Below are 26,711 nucleotides of genomic sequence, written 5' to 3'. Positions count from 1 at the left end.
TCCCCGGCCGTCTTTCAACGTCTATTCTATGATTCGGACTGCGTCCCGTGCCATTCCAGGCATTTTGCCGCATCGGCGAAATAGCGGATACCAGCCCCTCGCAGGGCGAGCCTCGCGCGGACGTTGGCATCGAAGTCCTTGCGATTCTCGGACAGGAAGACTTTCGATTCCGAAGGGTGATTCTTGGAGTGATCCAGGATGCAGGCCAGGATCATGTTATCGGTCGGGTCTTCGATGAGGACATTGGCCCGGCTGGCCCGCAGGATCTCGGGGGAAGGATGGATTAATTCGGCGCCCGAACCGAGGATCTCCAGGGCCTGGAAGAGGCGGGCCTCGAACTCCTCGGAGAGGGCGTTTCCCTCCTCGATGGCTCGATCCAGGTGAGCTTTCAGCGACGGAACATGCGATGAGACCACATTCCGCCCGACCTCGCGGAGATGCTGTTCGAGGGCGTCGAGTCTCCGCCGATGACGCTTTCGTTCATCCTCGAGAACCGACAAACTCTCCATGAGGCAGATGCTAGGAATGATCAGCCGAAGGGATGGGGGTGGCTTCGAGAGGATATCGCCCGTGGCCCGGCTCCGCCCAGTCGCGTAGCTCATCGGGAAGTTCGTCTCCACGTACAGGAAGACAGGCAAGCCTCACCCCCCGTTTCAGCCAACCTCGCTCGAGCCGATCAGCCAGGCCGATGGTCCTCAACACGCCGGTCGCGGGAGGTTCGGGAGATTTCCAGTGTCTCATCAGATCGCGCAGCCACGAATCGATCCGAGCGACGAGGTATCCCTTGGACGTCCACCTCTGCGGATAGTCAGGGTCGTAGAAACTCAGGATTTCCGCCGTCGGGATCGTGGCGATCGGCTCCAGCGACCGGGTCCGGTCCTTCCGGTAGATAGTCATCTCCCGGGCATTGGCGAGGATCACGAACGGGATGTCGCGCCGGATCGCCTTGAGGACTTCGAGGTAGGAGGCGAGCACGATGGGTCCGGCCTCCTTCTCCTCGGCGGCGACGATGAGGACCGGCAGATCATCCCGGTCGAGGGCGACGAGGTCGGCCAGGGCATGACGGTCCGAGATTCGCTGAATGGCGGGCATCGGTCGGACCTCCTCCCTCAATCTTGGGTCACGCCGGGTCAGAACGTCGGGGTGGAGGCCTTCCTCCTCCCGAAGATCAGCCGGACCGGCCAGGTGAATGGGCGGAGCATCCAGCGGACGGGCATTCCCAGGAGGACCATCACCGAGCCGAAAACAGCCAGGGCGGCGGCCCCCATCCCCGCATAGCGGAGGAGGGCCGAGTTGATCCCGTAGGCGGCCAGGGCGTTGCCGATCGAGGCTTCGAGACCACGGGCCGCGCCCGCGCTGACGGCACCGGCCAGGTCGATCCCGGCCTTGGCGAACTGTCGGACGGCGTAGTCGGTGGCACGTCCGGCGGTGTCCACGAACTTGTCGGGATCGGCCAGGAAGAGGGCCAGGACGCCGGCGGCGGCCAGCTTCTTCTTGTGGGGCAGGACCGTATCGGTGAAGAAACCCCAGCCCGCACGGCCGGTCTTCCGGAGGACGCCCAGCGACTCGGGCCCTTCCTTCACCACCACCTCGGCCACATCGTCTCCGTAAACCCGGACGGCGGCCAGCCCCTCGGTGCCGAGCTTCCGGACCATCGCCTCGGCCTGGCCGGGATAGCGGCGGGCCAGCCCTTGCGCGGCCTCGCCCATCTCGACGACCACCCGACGCTCGGCGGGGGCCAGCGAGGCGAAGACCCGGGCGGTCTCGGGGTCGGGGCGGAGCAGCCGGCTGAACCGGGCCTGGAGGAGGGCATCGGTCGGAGACTCGGCCCGATGGGCGGCGCGGGCCAGGTCATCGGATCGGCGCGCCAGGGCTTCGAGCCCTTCGTCGGCCTCTCGCGCGAACAATCGGCCCGTCGACTTCAGGGCCGCCCCCTCGCCGTGGGCCGCAGCCTTGCCCCCGGCCCGAGCCTCGACGATCACTTCCTGGACGACGTCGTCGAGCCAGGAGAGCTTGCCCGCCATGGCCGGCCAGGGCGCGGTCAGGGCGATGAACAGGGCCGCCAGGCCGGACATCGCCGGGGCCAGTCGGCGGGGGCGATTCGATCGCTGACGCATCGGAACGGTCCTCGGGCTTTCGCGATGATCCGACCCGCCCCGTCTGGGGCGGATCTTCACCTCGGGATCGGGCGTGGGAAGGCGGGTCGTCTCGGCCTCCGGGATCGGCCCCGCTGCTGGTGTCTTCGGGAGTCTCGCCCTGGAATTGGGGAGAGACGCGAAATCGATGCCGATCCGACCCGGGTGGGGGACCGGCGCGGAAACGTCGAGGTCAAGGGTGAGGAGACGGAGCCCGTCGGGACGCCAGGTGTTCTTCCAGCTTGTGGAATCCCACAACGCCCACGGAGGCCTGCGCCACCTGGACCCCCAGATATTTCAGGCCCTTCTCGGGCGGGATGCGGAGGAGGACTTCCTGGCCATCCTTCAGGAGCCGGATCGGGGCCCAGGTGCTCAGGCTCAGCCCCGCCTTGCCGCAGAGGTTTCGGCCCAGGTCGGCGATCTCGGACACGGTCAGCTTCGGGAGCGCCTCGGGCAACCGTCGGAAGACCGAATAGGTCCCGCCCGCCGCCCGGACCGTCCACCAACGGGCCAGTCGGGCCGAGTCGGTCGCGGCATCGAGGCTCCCGGCCAGCCCTCGACGGGCGGCGGCCTGGGTGACGTCGGCGGTTGCGCCCTCGACCGCCTCGCGACCGGCGGATTCGAGGGCCTGGCGGGCCGCGGTCCGGACCTCGGCCCGGGCGGCCTCGGAGGCGACCACCCCCTCGGGCTGGACCGCCACCAGGCTCAGGGCGTCCAGGATCACGAAGCAGGCGTCGATCCCCGCCCAGGCCACCTCGCCCGAGGTCGGCGACTGGCCCCGACGCGCGACGTTGGCCAGGTGCAGGAGGTCGTAGAGCGGCAGGAATTGCTGAAATCCGACTTCCGACGATTCCAGCTCGGCCACCCGGCCCAACCCGTCGTCCTTGATGAGTCGGATCGTCGCCTGGCCATTATCTCCGGAGAGGGCCAGGACCGAGTGGGCCAACCGCTCCGACCAGCTCCATCGGGGCTTGGTCTTCAGCAGGGCCAGGGCCTCGGGTCCGGCGTCGGCCCGCGCGATCGGCGGGATCACGTCCGGGCCGCTCGTCCGGAGGATCTCGCGGAAGTCGGGGTCGGCCGCGTACTTATCGAGGATCGCCAGGGCCATCGTCCCGTGGTCGGCCAGGGCCTCGACCGCCTGGTTCCGGAGGGTCGCCTCGGCGAAGTCCTCGAAGACCACGTCGGCCGCGTCGGGACCGGCCTGACTCAAGGCCCGTTCGCCCCGCTCGCCGAACTCCACGAACAGCCGGAGCGCATCCGGGCTCCCGCCCACCTCCTCGACCAGGCCCGAGGCCGCGACGTGGCGAATCTGGGCGGCGACCATCTCGGGCTGATGCGTCCGGAGCAATTCATCGACGTACGAGGAATTGACCCGGAGGAGGATCAGGGCCTGATCGAGCGGCAAGGCCCGGCCGATGGCCCCGAGGACCGGCCCGTAGAGCCGGACCAGCGCGAAGCCGTCGAGCCCCTGGACCCGGAACGCCTCCAGGGCCAGGGGCCCGTGATCGTCCAGGGTCCGGATCGCCAGCCGGAGATCGGCCGCGCCCGGTTCCAGGCTGATGAACGAGAGCAGGGCCAGGGCGTCGGTCAGGTCGGCCGGGTCGCCCGACCAGCGATCCACGAGCTCGGTCACGCCGGAGGGATCGGCCAGGACCAGGGCCAGGGCATTCGGGAACCGCGCGGCCACCCGGCGTTGCGACGGGGAGAGGCGGCCGATCTCGGCGATCACCAGCTTTCGGTCGGTGTCGTCGGCCCGCTTCAGTCCGAAGTACTCCCGCCAGTGCAGGAGGATCTCGGCGGCCGAGGCATCGGTCAAGGTCTCGCGAAGCTGGGCGAAGTCGCTCGGGTGGCTTTCGAAGAGGTAGACCGCTTCCACACCAAGGGCGTCCAGGAGCTTGAGGCCCCGAAGCCCGTCCGACCGCTCGATCGCCAGGGCATTCTGCCGATACTCGCGATAGACCCGGCGGACCAGCTCCGCTTCGGCCGGATAGCGAGACACCAGCTCGACTTCGGGATCGACCGCCGGAGCTCCCGAGCTTCCTCCTGCCGACTCGACGGGGTCGAGGGCCTGGGGCTGCCCTTCTCGCAAGGCGAGCTTCAAGAGCACGCCGAGAGAAGCCAGCAGGATGACGACGGCAAAGGTTCGCTTCATCTGTGCCAGGGTCCCGAGGTGGCGATCGGCTCGGGCCGATCCATCGACGCGGAAGGTGTGACGCCCTCGTCGGGAAGCTTCGGTCCGCGAGCCGTCATCGAGCCTGACGACATCGGGATCGACCGGTGGATCATTGTCCGATCCTCGCCCGCGCGCGTCAACCGCAACAGTTGGTTGCGTATCGTACTGAGATTCTGGAACGATCACGACGGTACCAGAGACGACCATTCGTGCCAATCCACGCGTTCCCCCAATAAGGAGATCGGTCGAGGGCCCTGGTTATCGGGAACAATTTCGGAAAATCGGGGGGATTGAGCAAAATGGATCAGCCGTGATCACCACGACGCTCGAATGAGATCGGTCCGCCGACACCTCTCGGCAGACCGATCTCGTGAGCGGGATCAGGGCTGCGCCGGGGGTTCCATCGGGGTGGGGGGGCTGAAGGGGACGGGGGTCGTCGGAGCGGGGGGAATTTCGGGGGAGGGCGTGTCGGGAGGGGCAACCGGGGCCGGACCGGCCGAGTCATCGGTCGGTGCGTAAGCGGGGGTGCTCGCCCCCATCACGGGGGACCCAGGCATCATCCCCGGATTGGCCAACGCTTCGGGAGCCCCTTCGGGCATCGCGTAATTCTGGCCGCAGTTGGGACCGGTGCAAGGAGCGGGGAAGTCGTCACAGGTATCGCAGATCGCGCAGCCGACCGTGCTGGCCGCAATGGCGGCGGCCAGCAGCAGATTAATCCGCAGCATCGTGGCATCCTTTCCTGAAGGGGAGCGCCGACCGGAATCCGTTCCGACCGATCCATCCGAATCCGGGAGGCCCGGTGGCCTCGAAGCGACCCGGCCTGGCCTGCTGATCCGATCGACCGGCCCGGCCACTCGTCCCGGACGGTACGATCATCGGCCCTCGAAGCTCCCGGAATGAAAACAATCGGTCCAACCTTTACCCAGACCCCTCGATCTACCGCATTGCGTCGAGTTTACCGTCTCTAAGGGCATTCAGGACGGGTCGAGGACGAGGACCAGTTTGGTGTAAGCCACGCGCAAGCCCAGCCGCTCGGCATTCCGGTGCGAGGTACTTCCCGGCTCGGCCCCCATCGTGACGAGTTCGCACCCGGCCTTCGCGGCCCGGGCGAGCCTGGCCCGCGCCAGGGCGGTCTGGATCCCCCGGTTCCGGAACTTCGGCAGGGTGGAGGCCCCCGCCAGCATCGCCAGGCCGTCGCGGATCAGGATCGAAGCCCCCCCCGCCGGCTCCCCCTCGACGCGGGCCAGGAGGCCCATCATACCGCCGGCCCGGCTCGCCAGGCTCATGATCTCCAGGATGCCCGGGCCCGGCTCATCGGGGGCCACGAATCCTCGGGCCACGGTCTGGGTCAGGGTCTCGGCGTCGTCCGGCCCTGCCCAGAGGATCTCGACGCCCTCCGGAGGGGCCGGGAAGGTCTCCCCGGGATCCAGCTCCCGATACAGGACATCCTCGAAGCCCACGGGCCGGAACCCCCGGGCGGCGAGCCCGCTCAGGAGCGAGGGGTCGGACATCGGGCAGACCATCACCTTGGCCGGGCCCCCTCGGTCGAGGAAGACACGCTCCATCGCCGCGAGTTCGTCGGCCGAGACCGGCCCCGACATCCCCATCCCCTTGGCCTCGTTGAGCGGCGAGTCCTCGCCGAGGAAAAGGGCGAATCCCCCGCCCACCGCCAGCGCCACGGTGTCCGACTCGGGCCGGAACTCGCGGCGGGCCCGCGCGCAGTCCGCCGAGAACCGGGCCTCCAGCCCCTCCAGCCGGGTCGCCAGGTCATGGTCGGAGAAGATCATTGGTGAGTTCCTCGAAAGGGGGGCCGGTCGACATCATGATCCGATCGACCCCGGGTCCGACTCGAAGGTTCGCGCCCGAGCGTTGGCGACCCCCGGCCCGGTCACTACAATAGTCGACTCGAATGGGCGAGCATGACAGGACGGGGGGCGGGAGTATGCACGGGATCTACGACGACCACGGGATTCGCTTCGAGTATCCGGGAGACTGGGCGTTGGAGGTGACCGAGGACGGCCCCCGGACCACGGTCGAGGTCGGCTCGCCCAGCGGCCTGGCCTTCGCTTTGGTGACGGTCGACGAGGACCGACCCGCCGCCGCCGACATGACCGACGAGGCCCTGGCGGCGCTCCGCGAGGAATACCCGACCCTCGACGCCTTCCCCGCCCTGGAGACCATCGCCGGCCAGAAGGCGGTCGGCCACGACGTCGAGTTCATCAGCCTCGACCTGACCAACTCCTGCGTCCTCCGATCCTTCCGGACTCCCAGGCGGACCGTCTTCGTGCTCGCCCAGTGGTCCGACCTGGAGGACGACGACGCCGACACCACCCTCCTGGTCCTCCGCCGGTCGATCGAGGAGACCGACGCCTGAGGCCCGGATCGTGGGATCGATTCCGCCCCACAACTGCCAACACCAAGGCATCCGGCAGGTCGCCGTCCCGTTCGACACCATCCCGATCCCTCATTCTGCGACGCCCGCCCCAAACACGTTCAAGGGCCTTGCTCCGGGATCGGTCGTCCCGGCTGTGACTCGCGATGGACCGGCAACGCTTCCCAGATCCGTGCAGTACCATCAGCGCCGGAAGTGACAACGCGAGAGCCATCCGGGTTGAATCTCGCCGCCCTGACGACCGCACCGTGACCTTTGAGCATGAGGACCTCGGCGCCTGTCCGGGCATCCCATAACCTCGCCGTCTTGTCCTCGCCAGCGGTGAGGATACGCGAGCCGTCGGGGCTGAATTCCGCCGAGAAGACGGTCCCGACATGGCCCTTGAGTGTGAGGACCTCGGCACCCGTCTTGGCGTCCCAGACCCGCGCCGTACCGTCACCACTCCCGGTCAGGATGCGCAAACCATCCGGAAGGATGATCGCCGATTCGACGGAACCGACGTGTCCCTTGAGCGAGAGGACCTCGACCCCGGTCCGGGCGTCCCAGACCCGCGCCGTGCCGTCACTGCCCCCGGTTATCAAGCGAGCGCCGTCCGGGCTGAATCCCACTGAGAGGACGATTCCAGCGTGTCCCTTGAGCGTAAGGACTTCGACCGCGGTCCGGGCGTCCCAGAGCCGCGCCGTACCGTCACCACTGCCGGACAGGATGCGCGAGCCGTTGGGGCTGAAGCGGACCGATCTGACCCAATCGGTGTGCCCCTTGAGCATGAGGACTTCGACGCCCGTCTTGACGTCCCAGACCCGCGCCGTGCCGTCACGACTCCCGGTCAGGATGCGCGAGCCGTCGGGGCTGAATTCCGCCGAGAAGACGGGCCCGGCGTGGCCCTTGAGTTCGACGATCTCGGCTCCGGTCTTGACGTCCCAGACCTTGGCCATCCTGTCCAGGCTGGTGGTGACGACACGGGCGCCGTCGGGGCTGAACACCGCCGAGAGGACCCAATCGGTGTGCCCCTTGAGCATGAGGGCCTCGGCACCGGTCCGGACGTCCCAGACCTTGACCGACTTCTCCCGACTCCCGGTTACGACCCGAGTGCCATCGGGGCTGAATCTCGCCGAGAAGACGGAACTGACGTGCCCTTTGAGCGCGAGAACCTCGACGCCCGTCTTGGCGTCCCAAACCCGCGCGGAACCTTCTCCACTGGCGGTCAGGATGCGCGAACCATCCGGGCTGAAGATTACGGAAGCCGTGGGTCCGGCTTGGCCCTTAAGCGCGAGGATCTCGCCCCCGGTCTGGGCGTCCCAGACCTTTACCGTCCCGCCGTCTCCACCGATGAGGATGCGCGAGCCGTCGGGGCTGAAAGCCACCGAGAAGATCTTGATGTCCGGCCCCTGGATCGCCCGGACTTCGACCCCGGTCCGAGAGTCCCAGATTCTTGCCGTTTTATCGGCGCCACCCGTGAGGATACGCGAGCCGTCGGGGCTGAAGACTGCCGACCCAACGGGCCCAGCGTGGGCCTTGATAGTGAGGACCTCGGCCCCCGTCGTGGCGTCCCATAACCGCGCCGTGCCGTCGTCGCTCCCGGTGAGGATACGCGAGCCATCGGGGCTGTAGGCCACCGATGGTACCGGGCCAGCATGACCCTTAATCGTGAAGATCTCGGAATGGCAAAGCCCCTGGAGATAATCCCACTCCCACCCGCGTAGGTCACCCCTCGTGCTCTGGAGCAGAGCCAGGGTGCCGACCACGTTGTCTTCCCTCCACTCCTGGTGAGCGACCTCGATCGTCCGGCCGTACTCAGATCGTTCGAACCGCTCCCTCTGCCGATCGGCTTCGACCCGCGACGCCTCGGCCTGTCCCTGAGAGATGATCGCTGCCGCCCGGGCCCGTTCCGCAGCACGCCACTGCCAGACGGCTAAACCTCCCAGTCCACCCAGCAATAAGGCCAGCAGCCCGAGCGTGTACGCGGCGGCCAGGGTCGGCTTCCGACGGGCCCATCGGGCCGACCGCTCGACCAACCCCGCCGTCCGCACGCTCACCGGCTCTCCGGCCGCGAATCGGCCCAGGTCGGCCGCCAGTGCCCCCGCCGTGGCGTAACGCTCGACAGGCTCCTTCTCGAGGCACTTCAAGCAGATCAGTTCGAGATCACGGGGCAATCCCGGCACCTTCCTGCCGGGACGCAGGGGCTCCTCCTCGATCACCTTTCGGCGCAAAGCCATCCGGCTCGTATCGTCGAATGGCCGGTCTCCGGCCAGGCACTCGTAGAGGATTACGCCCAGGGAATAGACGTCGGCCTGAGGGCCGACGAACTTGGTGCCGCCTCGGGCCTGCTCGGGGGACATGTAGGCGGGGGTCCCCATCACGGCCTCGGGTTCGGTCAGGTCGCCGGACCCAGATCGTTTGGCCAGCCCGAAGTCGGTGACCTTGGGCTGGTCGAATTCATCGAAGAGAACGTTCGAGGGCTTGAGGTCGCGGTGGACAATCCCCTGATCATGGGCAGCCTGGACCGCCTCGGCCAAAGTTCCCACCAGCCGGGCGGCGTCGATCGGGTCGAACCGGCCGGATGATCTGAGGCGATCGGTTAGGCTCCCGCCGGGAAGGTACTCCATAGCCAGGAACGGGCGACCGGCGGCGTCTCCGTACTCGTGGACCTGGACGACGTGAGAATGTTTGATCGAGGCGACGATCTCAGCCTCGGCGAGGAAGCGGATTAACTCCTTGAAGCCGACCCGATCGCCGCCCAGGACCATCTTGATGGCGACCACCCGGTTGAGCCGGATCTGGCGTGCCTTCCAGACTTCACCCATCCCGCCTTGGCCGAGAGGTTCGATCAGCTCATAGCCCGGGATCTCTTTGGTTCGCCAGGCCAGGTGGACGACTGATTTGGGCGTCGCGGTGGCGTAGGAGTCGACCACGAATCGGGTGGAGAACAGGGGGTCGGGCGGGCCGTCAGCCAGATCCGGTTCGGGCCGGGTTTCCAGGTAGCTCGGGGGAGCCTGTGTCCCGAACGAATCGGACGCCGGTCCCTGGTTGGTGGCGTCGGGATCGGTGGCATCATCCGTCGAGGGCGGAGGGCGGCTCAAATCGGTGGCGGCATCGAGCGAGTCGTGATCGGGCATCGTCAGGCTCCGGGCCCGTCGGCGCAAACGAGTGTGAGACCACGGTATCCGCTGATAGTTCGCGAGACAAGCGACTGGCTGCGACGATCTGGGGGCCTAAGGCTTGTGAATCATTCTTTCCTCAGAGTGAGCTAAGCCAGCACATGCCGCCGCGATATTCATGAATAAAGGTCCCGGTCCCGACCCGAGCGACACGCACGAGAGTCAACCCATAGCCGACCCTTGACAGCCCAACCCATTGAGCGAGAACCAAGTCTGTCCCGAATCAAACCCATTCGAGACAGGAAGAAGCCGAGATTCACTGCAACTAGCCACAAATCTTCAGGTTTCGCGATTTTCAACCCGTGCGGGCCATGGGCATTCCGCAGTATTGCCCCCCCCTCGGCATCAAAACGAACCCAACCGTCGGGACGGGTCAAAGCCACTTGGGGTCCGGGACGAACCCACGTAAATCAGTGTTCCCTCGCTGGGATCGCGCGGTCCAGGAAGTCTCCGACCCGATCCATCAGGGCATCGCCCCCGACCTCGACGACGTTGGCATGCCCGGCCTCGGGGACTTCCAGGATCTCGGCGGGCTGGGGGAAGGCTCGGGCCAGGGTCCGGGCCCCGGCGATCGGGGCGATCGGGTCTTCGAGCCCGTGGAGGATCAGGAGCGGCACCCGGACCTTCGGGGCGAGGTCGATCGGCCGAGGGCGGTCGAGCGGGACCCCGGCCAGCATCCGGGCCCGGAGCAAGACCAGGCGGGCCAGGAACCCGGGAATCCTCAGGCGTCGGAGCACGGCGGCCACCGTCGGGGCGAGGTCCAGGTAGGGGGCTTCCAGAATCAGGGTGGCCAGCCTGAAGTCGGTCGAGGCGGCCTTCAGGGCGGAGGCGGCCCCCATCGAACGCCCCCAGGCGGCGAAGGCGGGGTCGGGACCCGCCAGGGGGGTCAAGGCGTCGAGCCAGGCATGGACGTCGTCGGCCTCGCGGGTGCCCATCGAACCACGGAGCCCCCCGCTCTCGCCCGTGGCCCGGGCGTCCAGGGTCGCCACGCTCCACCCCCGGCGATTCAAGGACGGGACCCGGGCCAGGAGCGCGGCGCGGTCCTCGGCCAGACCGTGGAGCAGGAGGATCACCCGGTGCCCCTCGCTCGGGAACCAGGTCCCGGCCAGTCGGACCCCGTCCGGGGTCGTCGCCTCGATGGGCTGGCCCGGCGGGTCGGTCGAGTCGCGAGCGGGCAGCTTCCGGCCCGGCATCACCAGCGACCAGGCCCCCCACTCGGCCACCGTCACGACCAGGCAAAGCAACGCCCCCAGGGCCAGACCCAGGACCGTCCCCAGCCCCTTCGACCACCCGGGGACGATCGAGGCAGAGACGATCGGCCGGACCTCGGCGCGACCCCGATCGAGGAAGCCCGAGGCCGACAGCCCCGAGGGGGTCCAGAGCATCCGGATCGCGCCGGACTCCCAGGTCCGGAGGATCGCGAAACACCCCTCGGCCAGCGGGGCCAGGGGGTCGCGCGAGCCGCTCGTCGGCGCTCGCTGGCTGGCGACGACCAGCGCGGGATCAGCCCAATCGTAGAGCCAGGCCGGGTTCGAGGATTCCGATTTCCGTAACACTGAAGCGGCGATGATTAGATTGCAAAGCGTGACAGCGATTACACAAACGGCTAGAATTGGTTTCACTAGACTCCCCTGCCACTGGCTAATATTGTCCGTCACTTGGCGAATCCACTGGCGTACTGTCCACTGCCGATTTGGAGGCTTGAAGTACAATGGCCGAAGGCAAAGACTTGGTGACGAATCAGGACCGGAACGCCAGTGCCAAGAAAGCTCTGTTCAAGCTCTTTCCCTATCCGGCAGACTCGATTACCCAGATCATTTTCGGGAAGCTCGAAGAAGCCGAGAATCGACGACAACGAGAGACGGTTGAAGAGATCGCGGAGATGCTGCGAGAGAGCAAACGCGAATCCGAGGTGCAGAATACCGAGGAATACGCCAGGCTCTTGATCGATGCCAGCCCCTCGGTCGGAAGTGCGACGAATGAGGACAAAAGGCAGAGACTTCGCGACTTGCTGTTCAAGAGCCTGTTCATCCCGCCCGGCGATCCGACTTGGGAAGAGTCGATGTACTGCCTCGACTTGCTCAAGGAAATTGACCCTGTTGGGCTCTACATTTTCGCCGTGATCGCGACAGCACAAAGCAAAGGGCAAGTGGTCGGGGTCGCCAGATATACTCACCTGAACCGATGGGTTTTCATTCACGAATCGTCGTTGGGGAGCGTTCCGAATCTTGCTCATGCACCAAATGACTGGTTCGAGGACAGCAAGTACCACGAGATTCTCGTTGACAACTCCATCCGATCGTTGATCTCCAAGACGAACCTCATTCAATATCGAGAAACATTGATAACTTTTGGAAATTCTTGCTCGAACACACCTCTATATTCGCTGACCGCGATAGGAAAACTACTCGTAAAGTGGACGATGGAAGACTTTTGATATCTCTGTCTTGATGGTGTAGACACGACCTACTATCTAATGATTTCGTCTCACGCGTCGTACCCGACAAGGAAGAGCCATCCAATGAGCCGGCCGCGAACCTCCAGGAACGCCACCACTCCGGTTGTTGATCCGGCCCCTTCTCAGATCCAGCCGTGGAAGGCTTGGTGCCAGCAACCAAAAATAACCGAGTGGATTACGGCGATAACCGCCGTGATTGGATTCATAGTTGTGTGGCATTCAGGCTTGATCGATGCAAAAAAGGCGGAATTGTCTGCCCAGAAGTCGGAACTCTCTGCCCAGAACCAATACCTCATGATCGAGCGGACCAATCTGGACAGAAGGAAGGAATTCTTAACCGCAGAGATCGCAGCTAAGAGTAAGGAATTGGAGCAAGCACAGGCACAATTGAAGTTCGCCGAGCGTGAAAGGCAAGCGGTTTCACACATCTTCCAATTGAAGAAATTGGCCAGCATCAAAGTAGGTACTGAGGTAGTACGTTTCGAGATTGAGTTATCGCTCGCGGACGATGAAAACGGCTGGGCACTGTCGATTATGCCGACAAAGTTCAAGGAGAACAGTTTCGTGCTTGCCGGAATGGACGCCCCATTGTTTTTCGAACCGGTGACCGATTTTTTAAAACAGGCTTCTTACATTCAAAACATCAGAAAATTGACCATTTTCAACACCCTGATCAATTCCCAATCTATGACATACATTAATGAGATGCATCAATTAACTCAACTAATACTCGAAAACTGCGGTATCGACGACGCAACGATCTCACAATTGCAAAACCTGGACAGCTTACACTACATGCTACTTAGCAAAAACAAGCTAACACACATACCTCGCATTCACGCAATGGAGAAAATTACAAATTTACGTTTGAATTCCAACCTTCTCACAGACGAAAGCATTGCATCTATTGATATTGCGGCTCCAAACCTGGAGTTTCTCGAAGTCCCAGGTTCGAAAATATCGAACGAAGGAGCAAAATCACTTGCCAGGCTAAAAAATCTTGGCTCATGATGGATTCCGGGGTGGTGCCAGCAATTGGGCGATCAGGGCACCCAGTAGCCGCTTTCCTCTCGCCCGGATGTTGTGCACGAACTCGAAGAAACCCAGGTACAGCGGTAGGCTCTCCTGGGGGATTCCTCGGTGAGGCCGCAGCCACGAGCGGAGCAGCGACCAGAACCCTTCGAGCGTGTTGACATGGACCTCGCAGAAGCCATCGCCATCGTCGTCCCGGGCGAACTCGCCCGCCCCGTGGCAGACCGTCTTGTGGCCATAACCCCACTCCACCAGGCGGCCATAGATGTCGTATTCATCGGTGTAGACCAACGTCCCCTTGGCGATCATCCGATCGATCAGGGGCTTGATGGTCACCTGCTGGACGTTCTCCAGCATCCGGATCACGACCTCGCCTCCACGCTGCAACATCCCGAAGATCGGCGGCTTCTCCTTGGCCAGGGTGCCCCGACCTCGCTCGCCTCTCAGGCGTCGCCTTCGGGGGAGGCGGCCTTTTTTTTGACCGCCTCGGGATGACCCTTATGTCCGGCCACCACATAGACTTCGTCGCACTCGACCTCCCCCTCCAGCACGACCGGAGGACAACGGTCGACCATCCCCTGTCGGAGTCGCTGGATCATGGCCCGGGCATCATCCTTGTTGATGTCGAGTTCCTGGGCGATCTGCAATCCCGAGAGGTTCAGCCCCATCAGATAGAGGCAGGCGATCCAGGTCCTCAGCGGCAGGTGATGGCCGGCGAAGATGGTGTCGGTGAGGTCGTCGAAGCGTCGGCGGCAGCCCCGGCACTCGTAGCGTTGACGGAGTGGCTGAGTGTCGTCCTTGCCGTTCTTGATGACCGAGTCCGAGGAGCACTTGGGACAGGTCACGCCGTCAGGCCACCGCATGCCCCGGATGGTGTCGAAGCACTTGGCGTCGTCGAAGAGATCCTGGATGTTGACCATCGTGCGACGCCTCGGGGCGGGGAAGTCGGGATCAGCGGGGCGGACAGATCGCCCGACCGAGGAGACCGATTGTATCCACTGAGTGGCCCTTGCGGATCACCACCCCGGAATCCATCATGAGCCAAAATCTTAAGTCGCTAAATATTTCAGAAACCCAAATTACAGAATCCGGAATATCGCTATTAGCTGACCTGCCACAAATTGGACAAATTACCGTCGAGAACCAGAAGCTTTCGGATTCAATATTGACGAAATGGAAAGCGAAGAAGCCCAACCTTGCAATTGGCTATGGACCTCCTGTACCCCAACTTGAGTGATCAGCTTCGATCGGACCATCTAACTTAAGAAATGGTCGGGACCAAGCCGGGGGGGAAAGTAAAAGGGGACCTTCTAGTTTCTCTATGACTTGATCTCCTGCTTTTACCTGTTCTCCACGATGACCACGCACCACATGAGCCTTAACCTATTCGGATGAATGGGCTTCACGGATGGCTGGCCGGCTTGGGGTCGAGGAAGCCCGAGGCGGCCAGCCCCGAGGGGGTCCAGAGCATCCGGATCGCGCCGGACTCCCAGGTCCGGAGGATCGCGAAACGCCCCTCCGCCAGCGGGGCCAGGGGGTCGCGCGAGCCGCTCGATGGGTCTCGCTGGCTGGAGACGACCAGGGCGGGGTCGGCCCAGTCGTAGAGCCAGGCCGGGTTCGAAGTTCTCCCGCCGTGGTGCGGGGCGAGCATGGCCCCGAGGGGGCGGGGTGCGGGTGCCTTCACGAGATCGGTCAGGCCGTCGCCTTCGAGGTCGCCGGTCAGGAGCAGGCGATGCCCCCCCGAGGCGACTTCCAGGACGACGCTCCGGGCGTTGTCGGTCGAGCCGGGAGAGGCTTCCCGGTGGGGCTGGAGGACTTCCAGAGTCGGGCCTCCGGCCAGGTCGAGCCGGTCCCCCCGGGCGATTTCGAGGACCGGTATCCCTCGCGATCGGACGTCGTCCAGGAGGATCTTCGCCCCGGGATTGGCCGGGCTCTCGAAGCCGGGCGGGACCCGAACGACGCCGATCTCGAAGCGGTCGAGGAGGTCGGGCAGGCCGTTGTAATGGTCGGAGTCGGCATGGGTGAGGATCATCGCATCGATCCGCCGGGCCCCTCGGGACCAGAGCGCGGGGGCGATCACTCGCCGGCCGACGTGGGGGTCGCCCATCTTCCCGGCGTCGTAGAGGACGGTCTGGCCGCCGGTCGAGCGGATCGCCACCGAGAGCCCGTGGCCCACGGCCAGGATCTCGGCCTCGGGGACCTCGGGCCGGATCGGGATCATCGGCAGGATCGCCCCGAAGGCCCCGGACCCGATCGCCAGGGCCCACCATCGGCGGCTCGACCGCCATCGGGAGGCACCGGCCATCAGGGCCAGTCCCCCCAGCGCGTAGAAGGCCAGGACCCAGGCCCAGGGCGGGCCGGGGACGAACGCGTGCCCCCATCGCCAGGAGGTCCCCCAGCGGACCGCCGCCTCGGTCCAGCCCAGCGCCCACCCGGTGGCCCAGGCGAAGGGAATTCCCAGCGGCGACCAGACGGCCGAGAATCCCAGCGACAAGCCCGCCAGGAGCAGGGCCGCCGAGGTCAGCGGGATCAGCGGGATGTTGATCAGGATGCCGATCGGCGAGACCAGGTGAAACCTCAATGCGACCAGCGGCCAGGCGACCAGCCAGATCACCGCCGAGGCCCTCAGGCCGTCGCGGATGCTGACCAGACCGACCCGGCCGAGGAACCGCCACCAGGGTTCATACTGGCGTTCCAGGACGTCCAGCGGCGAGAGGACCGGGTGGTCCCAGGCCAGCACGCCCGGGACCAGCCAGAGGATCGCGGCCACCGCGACGAACGAGAGCTGACACCCCACGTCGAACAGGTCGGACGGGTTCAGGGCCAGGGTCGCCAGGGCCGCGCCCGCCAGGAGGTTCGCCGGGCCGACGCACCGATCGCGCCATCCGGCCAGGCAAGCCCCGCAGGTCATCGCCGCCGACCGGACCACCGAGGGCATCAGGCCGACCAGCAACGCATAGGCCACCGTCCCGGCGATCACGATCACGTACGACCCCTTCCGGCCCAGCCCCAGCGCCCGGGCCACGCCGCCGATCGCCAGGGCCAGGACTTGCAGGTGGAGCCCCGAGATCGCCAGGAGGTGGGTCGTCCCGGTCCGGGCGAAGGCGTCGTTGACCTCGGGATCGACCGCCTCTCGACGCCCCAGGAGCAGCGCCGAGGCCAGCGGGGAGACGTCGGGGTCGAGCCCCGAGGCCAGCTTCCGGGCGCTCCAGGCCCGGACCGCCCCGAGCCGCCGATGCCAGGGCCAATCCCGGCCCGAGGGGTCGGGCCAGAGGCCCGACGGGTCGCCAACAGACAGCCGGAGCCGGATCCCCCGCGCCCGGAGGATCGGCCGGAAGTCGACCTCGCCGGGATTGAGCGGCCCCTCGATGGCCGAGAGGTCGCCCGCCGCCTCGACGGGCTTTCCCGCCGCCAGGTCGGATCGGTCGCCCGCCACCCAGGCCTGGACGTATCCCGAAGCCGGGTGCCAGTCGAGGCCGTCGCAGATCCCGGTCAGGGCCAGGACCGCTCGTGTCGAGCCCCGGTCGGTCGGACCCTGTTCCCCCTCGCGGAAAGCCGGCCCATCGACGATCACGCCGCGGACCCAGGCCGGTTGGCGGAGGCCCGCCGACCAGTCGGCACGGGCCGGGTCGTCGGGTGCCATGTCGGACCATCGCGTATGGTGCCAGCCGCCCCCGAGGGCCACGAAGGCCAGGGCGATGGCCCAGGTCGAAAACCGGGGCCGATGCCAGCCGATCGCCGCGGCCCACGCCCCGACCATCGCCAGGAGCCCCCAGGCGAGCGTCCCCCAGGGATCGACGAACCGGTCGAGCACCACGCCCGCCGAGGCCGCTATCGCCAGGGGAATCAGCGGGGCCGTCCGGACTTTTCGCCTCCACTCCGACTCGTCAAGCATCGCGGACCCGGCCCGGGCTCGCCCCGGATCGGGGCGCTGGTCATCTTCGGCAGGCGGACCAAGTCTAACAGCTCGGCCCGAATTCGTCTCGACAATGCCGACGGAGTGTCATCGGAGAAGTCCTTGAATCATGCCAACATGCCCGACATAATCGATCTATCAGACTTGATTCGATCGAAGCCAAATCACTTTACGCCATCGGCACTTCTCCGCGCGTCGCTCTCAACGGAGCCCCATCATGGCCGCGAAATTCGACCTGAAGACCGCCAAGGATGGTCAATTCATGTTCAACCTCAAGGCCGCCAACGGCGAGATCATCCTGACCAGCGAACTCTACAGGACGAAGCAGGGCGCGGAGGGGGGGATCGCGGCGACCAGGGCCAACGGCGCCGACGACGCGAAGTTCGAGCGGAAGACCTCCAAGAGCGATCAGCCCTACTTCGTCCTCAAGGCCGCCAACGGCGAGACGATCGGGCAGAGCGAGATGTATTCCTCGACGGCCGCGATGGAGAAGGGGATCGAGTCGGTCAGGACGAACGCCCCGGTGGCCGTCATCAGCGACATGACCGAGGCCTGACCAGGGCCAGGGGCCTCGATCCGCCGAGACGGCTTGAGGACCCTGCCCCTTCACCGATCAATCCCCGGCCTTCGCCTTGAGGATCCCCCGATCGCGCATCCAGTCCTCGCAACGGGCGGGCCAGGTCGCGCTCGGCTTGCCGGTCGGCCTCAGGCCGAAGCCGTGGCCGCCGGTCTCGTAGACGTGCAGCTCGGCGGGGACCCCGGCCCGCTTCAGGGCCAGGTAGTACAGGACCGTGCTTTCCAGGCTCCCCCGGTCGTCGGACGCCACGGCCAGGAAGGTAGGCGGAGTCTGAGAGTTGACCAGGATCTCGGGGACGATCTGGTCGGTCCCGCGCTTCAGGACGCCCCCCGGGTAGATCGTCACGGCGAAGTCGGGCTTGCAGGACAGCTTGTCGGCGTCGTCGACCGGCTCGTACGACCGCTTGTCATAGGCCGTCGAGGCCCAGGCTGCCAGGTGCCCGCCGGCCGAGAAGCCGAGGACGCCCACCTTCGATGGGTCGACCTCCCAGTCCCCGGCGCGCGACCGGACCAGGCCGATGGCCCGCTGGGCGTCCATCAGGGCCTGGGGCGGGGGTTCATCCCGCGAGGTCCCCTCGCGACGGGGGACCCGATACTTCAGGACGGCCGCAGTCACGCCGATCGAGTTCAGCCACTCGGCGACCTGGTCCCCCTCGTGGTCCCAGGCCAGGTTCGTATAGCCGCCGCCGGGGAAGACCACCACGGCCACGCCGGTAGCCTTGTCGCGAGGGGCGGGATGGACGTGGAGAGTCGGTTCGGTGACGTTGGTCAGGCTGGTGACCACCGACCGGCCCCCTCGCTCGGCCGTCTTGGACGTCTCCGGCCCGATGGTCCCGGACTCGCCCGGAGGAGAGCCGGGCCAGAGCTTGATCGCGGTCAAGGCGGGATCGTCCGCCGCCGCGAGTCCGCCGAAAACCAGGACCAGACCGAGACCCATCGCCATCGCCTTGTTCATCGATCGCTCCTCCGGGTGATGATCGGGCCACTCTCGCGACGGCCTCGGAGCCCCCGAGGGGGTCCTGATTGTTGATTCCGGCTCAGTGTTGATCCGGGGAACTCTTCGGCTGCTGCCCGCCTTTGTTGCCGCGATTGTTCGAGATGTCAGCGTCGCCGTTGCGCCGGCCTTCGGGCTGGCCCAGCAACGGCTGGGCCGCCGGGGCGGGCTTGACGGTGTTGGACTCCTCGGGGCCGGAAACCCGGCCAATAAACGTCATCGTCTTGAGGTGCTCGGCGGACGGCGTCAGGAACCCCAGCTCGGTCTCGACGTTCCAATTTGGGACGTGGATCTTGCCGGCGACCTTCTCGCCCGACGCCGTGACCACGGCCCCTTCTCGCTCCGCACCGCTCGGGCTGATGATGAGCGGCGACTTCATCGGCTCCAGCTCGACCGTCTTGATCTTGCCGGGCTTGATCTCGTAATACCCCAGGTTGCAACTGACCGCGACCGAGGGAAGCGTGAGCTTGCCCGTCACGCTCTCCCCCTCGAAGGTCTCGAACTTGACGTTCCAGGTCTCCATGGGCCGATTGAGGCGGCCCATACCCCCCATCCCGCCGCCCATGCCTCCCATCCCGCCGCCCATGCCGCCCATCCCGCCCATCCCGCCGAACTGGGCAAGACCGGGGGAGGCGAACAGGGCCAGGGCCACGACTGCGAGCCAACCCGTGCGGACCATGGGAAGTTCCTCCAAGGTCGATCGAGGACGGACGCCGCTCCTGGGGCCATCATCCATCGACGATCGGGGGGACGCAAGGCTCCGGTCGGCCCGCGTTGATCAGTGGGCCGCGACGCCCTTCCGGCCGGATCGGACGCCCATGGTGACGACCTCCACGGCCCTGGGCAGGACCTCGATCGTCCAGGGGGTGCTCGAGCCCGGCTCCACCGAGCCCCCGGGGTCGCCGTCGAGCTGGACCGGGACGCTGGCGGCCGACTCGATCGAGACCCGCCGGACCTTCCGGTGCTCGATCCCCGGCCGATCCAGGTGCAGCCCCCGGACCACCAGCCAGAGGTAATGCAAGGCCCGGAACGCCCCCGGTTCGCGGAAGACGACCAGGTCGAGCCAGCCGTCATCCCCCCGGGCCCTGGGGGCGAACGGCAGCCCCAGCGCGTACCTCGGGAGGTTGAAGACGAAGGCCGTGGTGCCGGCCAGCGTCTCCTCGCGGCCATCGGACCCTTCGACCTTCATGGTCAGGAGCGGGAACCGGTAGCCGAAGCTGGATCGGAGGACCGGCTCGACATAGGCCGCGCGATGGGTCGTCCGGGGCAAACCCGAGTGGCCGACCCGCGCGGCATGGTGCCGCGAGACCACGTCGGCGTCGAAGCCGAACCCCGCCATCAGGGCGAATCGGCGGTCGCCCGCCAGGCCCAGGTCGAGCCAGGCCGATCGACCCTGGACGATCCGGTGGGCCGCCCTCCGGGGTTCGCGTTTGAAGTCGAAGTGGCGGGCGAAGAGGTTCTCGGTCCCGGACGGGACCACGGCGATCGGCACCGAGGGGCGTTCGTTGATCAGGGCCGCGACCGTCCCGTCGCCCCCGGCGGCCACCAGGCACCGGCAATCGCCCGGGACCGTCGAGGCGTCCACCAGCTCGCGGCGACCTACCAGGGTCCAGGCGATCCGGGTCTCCACCCCGAGCCGTTCCAGCTCGTCGGCCAGCCGGGCCACCGCCACCCGACCCTTCCCTCGCCCCGAGGCCGGATTGGCCGCGATCCCGACCCAGCCGCCCGATCGAGTCGAGGCAACCCCCGACGATTCGGCATGCCGACCCTTATCGATCCCCGCCGCGAGTTCGGCCCGGCTCCTCTGCGTCATCCCGCGTTCCCCCCTTCGACATCGGGCCGGACCGGCATCTCACCGCCCGGGCCGTTTGGTCGAAGGGCGACAAAGCATGCTAGCAGCAAGGTCCGTGCCGGGTCAATCGACGGGGATCGATCCGGGAAATGACCACCCGATCGATCAACGATTGGATTGTCATGGGGGGGGTTGTTCCTTCTCTCCAGGAGAGTTAGATTAGGGAAGATCGTGATGCGCAATTCCCTTGCCCCCCGACCGGATCGGATCGGGCCGGCCCGACGCCGAGCCCAGGACGCACCATGCTCGAACCCAAGGCGTCACGATTCCGCCAGGCGGCTCTCCAGAGCACCCTGATCGACGAGGCCGCCCTCGACGCCTGCTGGGAGCAGATCCCTCCCGAGAAGCGTACGCCCGATGCCATCGACCGGCGACTGGCCCGCCAGACAATCACCTCGGGCAAGCTGACGCTCTGGCAGGCCCAGCAGATCCTGGCGGGGCGGTCCAACGGGTATCGGATCGACAAATATGTCCTGCTCGACCTGCTCGGCCGGGGCGGGATGGGTCGCGTCTACCTCGCCCGAGATCTCCGCCTGAATCGCCTGGTGGCCCTGAAGATCCTCTCGCAGGAGCGGATGAATAACCCGCGGGCCATCACCCGGTTCCTGCGCGAGGCCAAGGTCGGGGCCCAGCTCCAGCACGAGAACCTCGTCCGGGTCTACGACGAGGGGGAGTCGGGCGGGATCCGCTACCTGGTGATGGAGTACATCGAGGGGAAGAACGTCGGGCAAGTGATCGGGGAACTCGGCTCGATCCCCTGGCCGACCGCAGCCCGGCTGGCCCGGCAGGTGGCCCTGGGCCTGGAGCATGCCCGGCTCAAGGACCTGATCCACCGCGACGTCAACCCCTGCAACATCCTGATCACCAAGGACGGCACGGCCAAGCTGACCGACCTCGGGCTGGCGATCGACCTGAACGACACCGACAACGTGACCCGCGACGGGGCCACCGTCGGGACGTTCGATTACGTCTCGCCCGAGCAGGCCCGGCACTCGCGATCGGTCGACACCCGGGCCGACCTGTACTCGCTCGGATGCACGATCTTCCACATGATTGCCGGCCGGGTCCCCTTCCCGGTCGCCAGCCTGCCCGAGAAGCTATACGCCCACCAGCTCCACGACCCCGAGCCCCTGACCGATCTGGTCCCCGGCGTGCCCGAAGGGCTCTCCGAGGTGGTCCGCAAGATGATGCGGAAGCTCCCCGAGGAGCGTTACCAGACGCCGCTGGAGGTCGCCCAGGCGCTGGAACTCTACGCCCTGGAGGGTGGCGGTTGGACCTCGGCCCCGATCGCCGCGTCCTCGACGGCCCGGGCCCGGACCCCACCGGACGGGGTCCGGGCCTCGTCCCCCACCGAGGTCGTCGCGGTCACCCCGGCCCCCGGAGATCCCGGCTCCTGGGCCTCGTCCCTGAATCCCGGACCCGAGACCGAGGGGACATCCGCATCGGGATCGAAGCCCTCGCCATCGAACCCTTCGGGGACCTCGACCCTGGGGGGCGGGGGCGACTCTTTCCTACCGCTCGACCTCGGCCCCCGGGAACCGCTCCTGGCGAGCCGCAAGCCCGCGCCAAGGCCCAGGAAACCCCTCCCCCCGATCCCGGCCCACTGGAAGCGCCGGGGAATCCTGATCGCGGTCGGGGTGGCGGCCCTGGTCCTCGCCGTGGTCGTCGTTGCCACGCTGGCCAGGCTCGCACTCACCGGCCCCGGATTCGCCAACGGGCCGAAGGTCCAGCCCGACGGCACCCGGCCGACCCGCAGCTCGCAACCGCTGGCCCGGGGCGACATCGTGGTCCGGCTGCCCGACGGGTCCTCGCAGGTGATCAAGACCCTGCCCGACGCCATCAAGGCCGCCTCGAACCGCTCCGGGGGCGAGGTCATCCTGGGCCCCGGGACGACCTGTCGGATCTCCAGCGACGACCCGATTCGCATCCCCGACGGCTCGCTGACCCTCCGCGCCGCCGATGGGGCCAGGCCGGTCCTGGAGATCCAGATCAAGGGAAATCGGCCGATGTTCCTGGTCAATGCCCCGCTCAAGATCCAGGGCCTGATGGTCGTGGTCCGCTACGAGACCCCTTCGGAGGCCCCGTCCTTCCAGGCCGAGCGGGACCTGACCTTCGAGAACTGCGTCTTCCGGGCGATCGGCCCGGCCGAAGGCTCTCGGTTCGCCCTGGCCGAGGGGCGAAGCGTCTCGATCGTCGGCTGCCTCTTCGAGGGGTTCGAGACCACGCTCGACGCCCACGCCGGGCCGGGCATGACCCTCTCGCTGAAGGAGTCGATCTTCCTGTCCCCGCGACCCGCCGAGGAGGCGACGGGCCGGGCCCTCCGGGTCCGTTCGATGTTCGGCCAGGGGGCGGGGGCTCGGCTCACGGTCGAGCATTGCTCGTTCCGATCGGGCACCTTCCTCGACGTCGGCGACTTCAAGCCGGCCTCGCCGCTCGCGGTCGAAGTGAACGGATCGGCCTTCCTGGTCAAGACACTCCTGGGCCTCGAAGGGGACGAGAAGTCCCCGATCGGCCCGGACTCGGCGATCCGATGGAAGGCCAACGCCGCCCGCTACCGGGTCACCGACAAGCCCTGGGCAACTTTCCCCGATGCCCCGGCCGACTTCGACGCCTGGGTTCGGCTGACCGGGGAGGCCGGCGGCAAGGTCGAGGATTTGAGGCTGGCCAAGGAGCCACCCGACCCCACCACGCCCAGAGATTGCGCCCTGCTGGGTGAGGACGGCCAGCCCGCCGGCGCCGATCCGGCGAAGGTCGGGCCGAAGTGATCGAAGATCACCCTCGCCCTTCCTCCCCCAGGAGATGCCGGCTCGACTGGAGGATCTTGTGGTGGCGGGTCGTCCGGGCCTCGTGGGCGGAGGGCTCGGCCTTGACCTTGAGGTCGGCCAGGTTGGCCTGGCAATAGGGACATTCCACGACCTCGATGTGGAAGGTCAGGTACGAGGCCAGGTCGGGGTCGAGGGCGTCCAGCAGGAGGCTCCCGAGTTGCTGGCGGCTCGGGCAGGTCAGGCGGGACCTCCGCCAGATGGCCCCGAGGGAGTGCAGCCCGACCTCGGACCGGTTCTGTCGGACGTCTTCGAGCTGCGCCCGGAGCTCGGCCGAATCCCTCAGGGCCTTCTCGACCCGGGCCAGGGTCCCGGGGGGTAGTTCGTCGAGGAGGTAGGCCCGGAGCGTCTCGACGTCGATCATGGCTTGGTCTTCGGCGGACATCGGATCAGCCCTCGCCCAGGTGTTCGACGCTCATCCCGGCCCGGCGGGCCATGTCCTTGAGCCGGCCGATGGTCTGGAACTTGTAGCTGGCCACCGCCTGCTCGGTCAGGCCAAGATACTTCGCCACATCCTTGTTGGCCCAACCCTTGACGATCAGGAGTTCCAGGCAACGGAGCCGGTCGAAGTCGCCCCGGGTGAGCCACTCGCGGACGAGTTGGCCCATCGAATCGGTGAGCAGGCGTTCCTCGGCCTCGCGACGCTCGCCGCTCCGGGCGATGCTCGACGCGGCGCGAGCCCCGCCGGGGACCTCTTCGAGCGGTCGACCGTGGTCGTCCGACCCGAACTGGTCGATCGGCCGTCGCCCCTGCTTCCGCAGGTGGTCGGTCAGCTTGTGCGCGGCGATCGAGAAGAGGTACGCCTCCATGTCGCGCTTCTCGTCGTAGTGCGGGAGGCTGGTCAGGAAGCCGACGAAGGTCTCCTGGACCACGTCCTCGCTGGCGGCCCGGTCGCGGAGCCGGCTATCGACGAAGGCGATCAGCCGTCCTTCGTACCGCTCGATGAGCTGGCGCCAGGCGCCGGCGTCCCCATCGCGGACCTGGCGGATCAGGAGGACTTCGGTGTCCGTTGTGGCCATCGGCTCGCCCTGGGGCCTTCGGTCGGGGTCCGGGACATCGGGTTCATTCTAATCGAGGCGGGGGCGACTTGCCTATGCCCCGATCCGTTTGGGATCGCCAGTGTCTCGGCGGGGCCAGCCCGGCCTCACGAAGTGGAGAAGCCGGCCGGCACGCCGATGTCGCTCGATTCCGGGTCGTCGAGCGGGTGGGGCTGGTCGGCCTTGATGGCCTCGGGCCATCGGGCTTTCCGGAAGTTCCCGAAGAGCCAGACACCCGCCGGGGCCATCACCGTCAGGACGAAGGTCCAGGCCAGCTTGTCGTGCCGGTCGGGGAACTCGTCGGCCCTTCGGAGCATCAGCAGGCGGAACTCGCGGGTCCACATCCCGGCGAAGGCCAGGAGGATGACGACGGTCGTGAAGAAGACCAGGAGCTCCGTCCCGCCGCTCGGCCCGAGGCTGGCGAGGAACCCGAGGACCCAAGCCGAGACCCCGACGATCCCGAGGACCTGGTGGAGCCGGAGCCTCGGGAATCCGGAGAAGAGCGACGCCAGGGCGAAGGTCAGCCAGGGCACCGCGATCGTCGTGAGGACCAGGACCAGGGCGAAGATCATCAGCTCAGCCAGCCCCATTATCGTCGTCCTCAATTCGGTCCCGGATCCTCAGAAGTCGAACGCGTCCGACCGGCCGGGCTTGGCCTCGGGCCAGTGGACTTCCCGGTAGGAGCCGAACAGCCAGGCGCCCACCGGGGGCAGGACGATCAGCAGGATCGCCCAGATCAGCTTGTCGTGCTGGCCGGGGAAGGCGTCGTCGCGGAGTCTCATCAGGTAGGCGAACTCTCGGACCCAGGCCCGGCCGAAGAGGACCAGGGCCGCCACGATCACCAGCAGGAGGACCACCGGGACCACCGGCAGCAGGAGGACCAGGGCCAGGGCCAGCAGCGCGAGTTGCCAGCCCTCGGCCTGGCGGAGCCGATCGACGGCCCACCGGAATCCTTCGCCGATCTGTTCTGCTATCGACGGCTTCATCTTCGAGGGCTCCTGGTTCGAGTTGGGATCAAGATTCGCGGGGTCAATCCGAAGGAAGACTTAGCCCAGGAACCGATAGGCGGCCACGCCCGCGGCGCCCAGGCCGACGACGGCGGCCAGGCGGAGGCGGTTGGTGTAGTAGCCCCGGGTCGCCTCATCGGCGCGGATGTATCCGGTCATCACGGCCAGGAGCCCCAGGGCCAGGGCCAGCCCGCCGCCCATCCGATGCATCCGGCGAGTCGCGAGGTCCCGGCGATAGGTCGAGACGATCCGGGCCTTGTTCGAGGGGGAAAAGTCGAGCTGCTGGCCGGCCCGATGCAGGGTATAGACATCCTCCAGGCCCGGCAGCTCCTCGGTCGAGGGGGCCTCGGCCTTGGGGGCGAGATCGGCGATCGCGGGCTTGAGGTCACGGGTGACCTTCTGGACGTAAGTGCCCCGGACCATTTCGTCGATCAGCGGGGCGGGGACCTTCCAGGAGGTCGGGACGTCGGCGGCAATCCAGTCGGAAACCTCGCGTTCGAGGGTCTTCCGGAGATCCTGGCGGGCCCGGTCCTCGGAGGCGGAGAGCCGGCCGACCAGGACCCGGGTCCCGGCGCCGTCGGGGCGAGCCTTGGCCAGCTCCTCATCTTCCGACTTGGGGAACCATTCGGGCATCTCGCCGGTCGAGGGGACCGTCGAGACCCGGCCCGACCGGGCGCGATCGGCCTTCCGCCGTCGGACGATCCGGATCTCCTCGGGCGGGCTGGGCGGCTCGGGGGGCGCGAAGGCGTGGATGCCCTCGGGGAAGCTCGGGGGCTCGGGGGGGGCCGGGGGCTGCGGGGCCTCATCCTCGATGATGAGGATTCGCGAGCCGCCATGCCCCCGGATCAAAGACCTGGAGTGCTGCTGGGTCGTCCCGGATACCAAGTTTTCGACCGGCGGCCGGTCCTCGAAGAGGAGCCACGAAGCGGCGACGGCCAGCAGGGTCACGAGGGCGAGCTTTTTCATCGCGGTCCAATCCTTAAGCTTACCGAAGTTCCCGGCCCATGGCCTCCGCCGGTCGGAGGGTGCGGGGCGAGGGGGCCGGTCCCCATGAAAGTGATTCGCGCCACCGAGTCGTTTATTGCCATCGGGATGGCCGATGATTGGTGATTGATGAAGGAAAGGCGAAGGCCGAGGACCCGAGATTACTCGATCGATC

Annotated in this window: 22 protein-coding genes and 1 pseudogene; 5 read left to right on the top strand and 18 right to left on the bottom strand. The window is 66.8% G+C overall.

The window, feature by feature from the left end; genetic code table 11:
- Positions 1–26: 26 nt before the first annotated feature.
- The 6 genes from P12x_RS00975 to P12x_RS00950 form a co-directional block, all read right to left on the bottom strand.
- Positions 27–602, bottom strand: coding sequence for a PIN domain-containing protein (locus P12x_RS00975; RefSeq protein WP_435008942.1), 576 nt, complete (start codon positions 600–602; stop codon positions 27–29).
- Positions 520–1,092 carry a hypothetical protein gene (locus tag P12x_RS00970; RefSeq protein WP_435008941.1) on the bottom strand — a complete coding sequence of 191 codons (573 nt, stop codon included), beginning with the start codon at positions 1,090–1,092 and terminating at the stop codon, positions 520–522. The genes P12x_RS00975 and P12x_RS00970 overlap by 83 nt, the downstream gene beginning before the upstream one ends.
- A 38-nt stretch (positions 1,093–1,130) precedes the next feature.
- Positions 1,131–2,117 carry a hypothetical protein gene (locus tag P12x_RS00965; RefSeq protein WP_435008940.1) on the bottom strand — a complete coding sequence of 329 codons (987 nt, stop codon included), beginning with the start codon at positions 2,115–2,117 and terminating at the stop codon, positions 1,131–1,133.
- 211 nt (positions 2,118–2,328) lie between these two features.
- On the bottom strand, positions 2,329–4,287 hold the full coding sequence (locus P12x_RS00960) for a hypothetical protein (RefSeq protein ID WP_435008939.1): 1,959 nt from the start codon (positions 4,285–4,287) through the stop codon (positions 2,329–2,331).
- Between the two features lie 401 nt (positions 4,288–4,688).
- Positions 4,689–5,033: a hypothetical protein gene (locus P12x_RS00955; RefSeq protein WP_435008938.1), complete on the bottom strand. Its 345-nt coding sequence runs from the start codon at positions 5,031–5,033 to the stop codon at positions 4,689–4,691.
- A gap of 249 nt (positions 5,034–5,282) precedes the next feature.
- Positions 5,283–6,095: a GNAT family N-acetyltransferase gene (locus tag P12x_RS00950; protein ID WP_435008937.1), complete on the bottom strand. Its 813-nt coding sequence runs from the start codon at positions 6,093–6,095 to the stop codon at positions 5,283–5,285.
- 155 nt (positions 6,096–6,250) lie between these two features.
- On the opposite strand from P12x_RS00950, the gene P12x_RS00945 reads away from it, so the two are divergent.
- The gene (locus P12x_RS00945) at positions 6,251–6,682 is read left to right on the top strand and encodes a hypothetical protein (protein WP_435008936.1); all 432 of its coding nucleotides are present in this window, start codon (positions 6,251–6,253) and stop codon (positions 6,680–6,682) included.
- A gap of 119 nt (positions 6,683–6,801) precedes the next feature.
- Here P12x_RS00945 and P12x_RS00940 read toward each other — a convergent pair whose 3' ends face one another.
- Positions 6,802–9,816 carry a protein kinase domain-containing protein gene (locus P12x_RS00940; RefSeq protein ID WP_435008935.1) on the bottom strand — a complete coding sequence of 1,005 codons (3,015 nt, stop codon included), beginning with the start codon at positions 9,814–9,816 and terminating at the stop codon, positions 6,802–6,804.
- A gap of 452 nt (positions 9,817–10,268) precedes the next feature.
- Positions 10,269–11,414: an alpha/beta hydrolase gene (locus tag P12x_RS00935; RefSeq protein ID WP_435008934.1), complete on the bottom strand. Its 1,146-nt coding sequence runs from the start codon at positions 11,412–11,414 to the stop codon at positions 10,269–10,271.
- A 155-nt stretch (positions 11,415–11,569) separates the two neighbouring features.
- Between P12x_RS00935 and P12x_RS00930 the strand changes: the two genes are divergently transcribed.
- Together P12x_RS00930 and P12x_RS00925 are read left to right on the top strand one after the other, a co-directional pair.
- Positions 11,570–12,295 carry a hypothetical protein gene (locus tag P12x_RS00930; protein ID WP_435008933.1) on the top strand — a complete coding sequence of 242 codons (726 nt, stop codon included), beginning with the start codon at positions 11,570–11,572 and terminating at the stop codon, positions 12,293–12,295.
- An 84-nt stretch (positions 12,296–12,379) separates the two neighbouring features.
- Positions 12,380–13,327, top strand: a complete 948-nt coding sequence (locus P12x_RS00925; protein ID WP_435008932.1) for a hypothetical protein — start codon at positions 12,380–12,382, stop codon at positions 13,325–13,327.
- Here P12x_RS00925 and P12x_RS00920 read toward each other — a convergent pair.
- A pseudogene (locus P12x_RS00920) lies at positions 13,322–14,268 on the bottom strand (IS1595 family transposase). The gene P12x_RS00925 and the pseudogene P12x_RS00920 overlap by 6 nt on opposite strands.
- Before the next feature lie 482 nt (positions 14,269–14,750).
- The gene (locus tag P12x_RS00915; protein ID WP_435008931.1) at positions 14,751–17,243 is read right to left on the bottom strand and encodes a ComEC/Rec2 family competence protein; all 2,493 of its coding nucleotides are present in this window, start codon (positions 17,241–17,243) and stop codon (positions 14,751–14,753) included.
- A gap of 238 nt (positions 17,244–17,481) precedes the next feature.
- On the opposite strand from P12x_RS00915, the gene P12x_RS00910 reads away from it, so the two are divergent.
- The gene (locus P12x_RS00910) at positions 17,482–17,820 is read left to right on the top strand and encodes a YegP family protein (protein WP_435008930.1); all 339 of its coding nucleotides are present in this window, start codon (positions 17,482–17,484) and stop codon (positions 17,818–17,820) included.
- 57 nt (positions 17,821–17,877) lie between these two features.
- Here the strand turns inward: P12x_RS00910 and P12x_RS00905 are convergent, their stop codons facing one another.
- The 3 genes from P12x_RS00905 to P12x_RS00895 all read right to left on the bottom strand — a co-directional run bounded on the left by P12x_RS00905 (position 17,878) and on the right by P12x_RS00895 (position 20,647).
- A complete protein-coding gene (locus P12x_RS00905) occupies positions 17,878–18,795 on the bottom strand; it encodes an alpha/beta hydrolase (RefSeq protein WP_435008929.1) in 918 nt (305 codons plus the stop codon).
- Between the two features lie 82 nt (positions 18,796–18,877).
- Positions 18,878–19,513: a hypothetical protein gene (locus P12x_RS00900; RefSeq protein ID WP_435008928.1), complete on the bottom strand. Its 636-nt coding sequence runs from the start codon at positions 19,511–19,513 to the stop codon at positions 18,878–18,880.
- 99 nt (positions 19,514–19,612) lie between these two features.
- Positions 19,613–20,647: a diacylglycerol/lipid kinase family protein gene (locus P12x_RS00895; protein ID WP_435008927.1), complete on the bottom strand. Its 1,035-nt coding sequence runs from the start codon at positions 20,645–20,647 to the stop codon at positions 19,613–19,615.
- A 281-nt stretch (positions 20,648–20,928) separates the two neighbouring features.
- Between P12x_RS00895 and P12x_RS00890 the strand changes: the two genes are divergently transcribed.
- The gene (locus P12x_RS00890; protein ID WP_435008926.1) at positions 20,929–23,451 is read left to right on the top strand and encodes a protein kinase domain-containing protein; all 2,523 of its coding nucleotides are present in this window, start codon (positions 20,929–20,931) and stop codon (positions 23,449–23,451) included.
- A 7-nt stretch (positions 23,452–23,458) separates the two neighbouring features.
- On the opposite strand, the gene P12x_RS00885 is transcribed toward P12x_RS00890, so the two are convergent.
- From P12x_RS00885 to P12x_RS00865, 5 genes are all read right to left on the bottom strand, one after another.
- Complete coding sequence (locus P12x_RS00885) at positions 23,459–23,893, bottom strand: hypothetical protein (protein WP_435008925.1); 435 nt, start codon at positions 23,891–23,893, stop codon at positions 23,459–23,461.
- 4 nt (positions 23,894–23,897) lie between these two features.
- Complete coding sequence (locus tag P12x_RS00880) at positions 23,898–24,527, bottom strand: RNA polymerase sigma factor (protein WP_435008924.1); 630 nt, start codon at positions 24,525–24,527, stop codon at positions 23,898–23,900.
- Between the two features lie 125 nt (positions 24,528–24,652).
- On the bottom strand, positions 24,653–25,150 hold the full coding sequence (locus P12x_RS00875; RefSeq protein ID WP_435008923.1) for a hypothetical protein: 498 nt from the start codon (positions 25,148–25,150) through the stop codon (positions 24,653–24,655).
- Between the two features lie 15 nt (positions 25,151–25,165).
- Complete coding sequence (locus tag P12x_RS00870) at positions 25,166–25,531, bottom strand: hypothetical protein (protein ID WP_435008922.1); 366 nt, start codon at positions 25,529–25,531, stop codon at positions 25,166–25,168.
- Positions 25,532–25,591: 60 nt separating this feature from the next.
- Positions 25,592–26,518: a hypothetical protein gene (locus P12x_RS00865; protein WP_435008921.1), complete on the bottom strand. Its 927-nt coding sequence runs from the start codon at positions 26,516–26,518 to the stop codon at positions 25,592–25,594.
- Positions 26,519–26,711: the final 193 nt, after the last annotated feature.

Origin of the sequence: Tundrisphaera lichenicola (assembly GCF_051175385.1) — a bacterium.
GTDB lineage: Bacteria > Planctomycetota > Planctomycetia > Isosphaerales > Isosphaeraceae > Tundrisphaera > Tundrisphaera lichenicola.
This window is presented reverse-complemented; position numbering and strand designations above follow the sequence as displayed.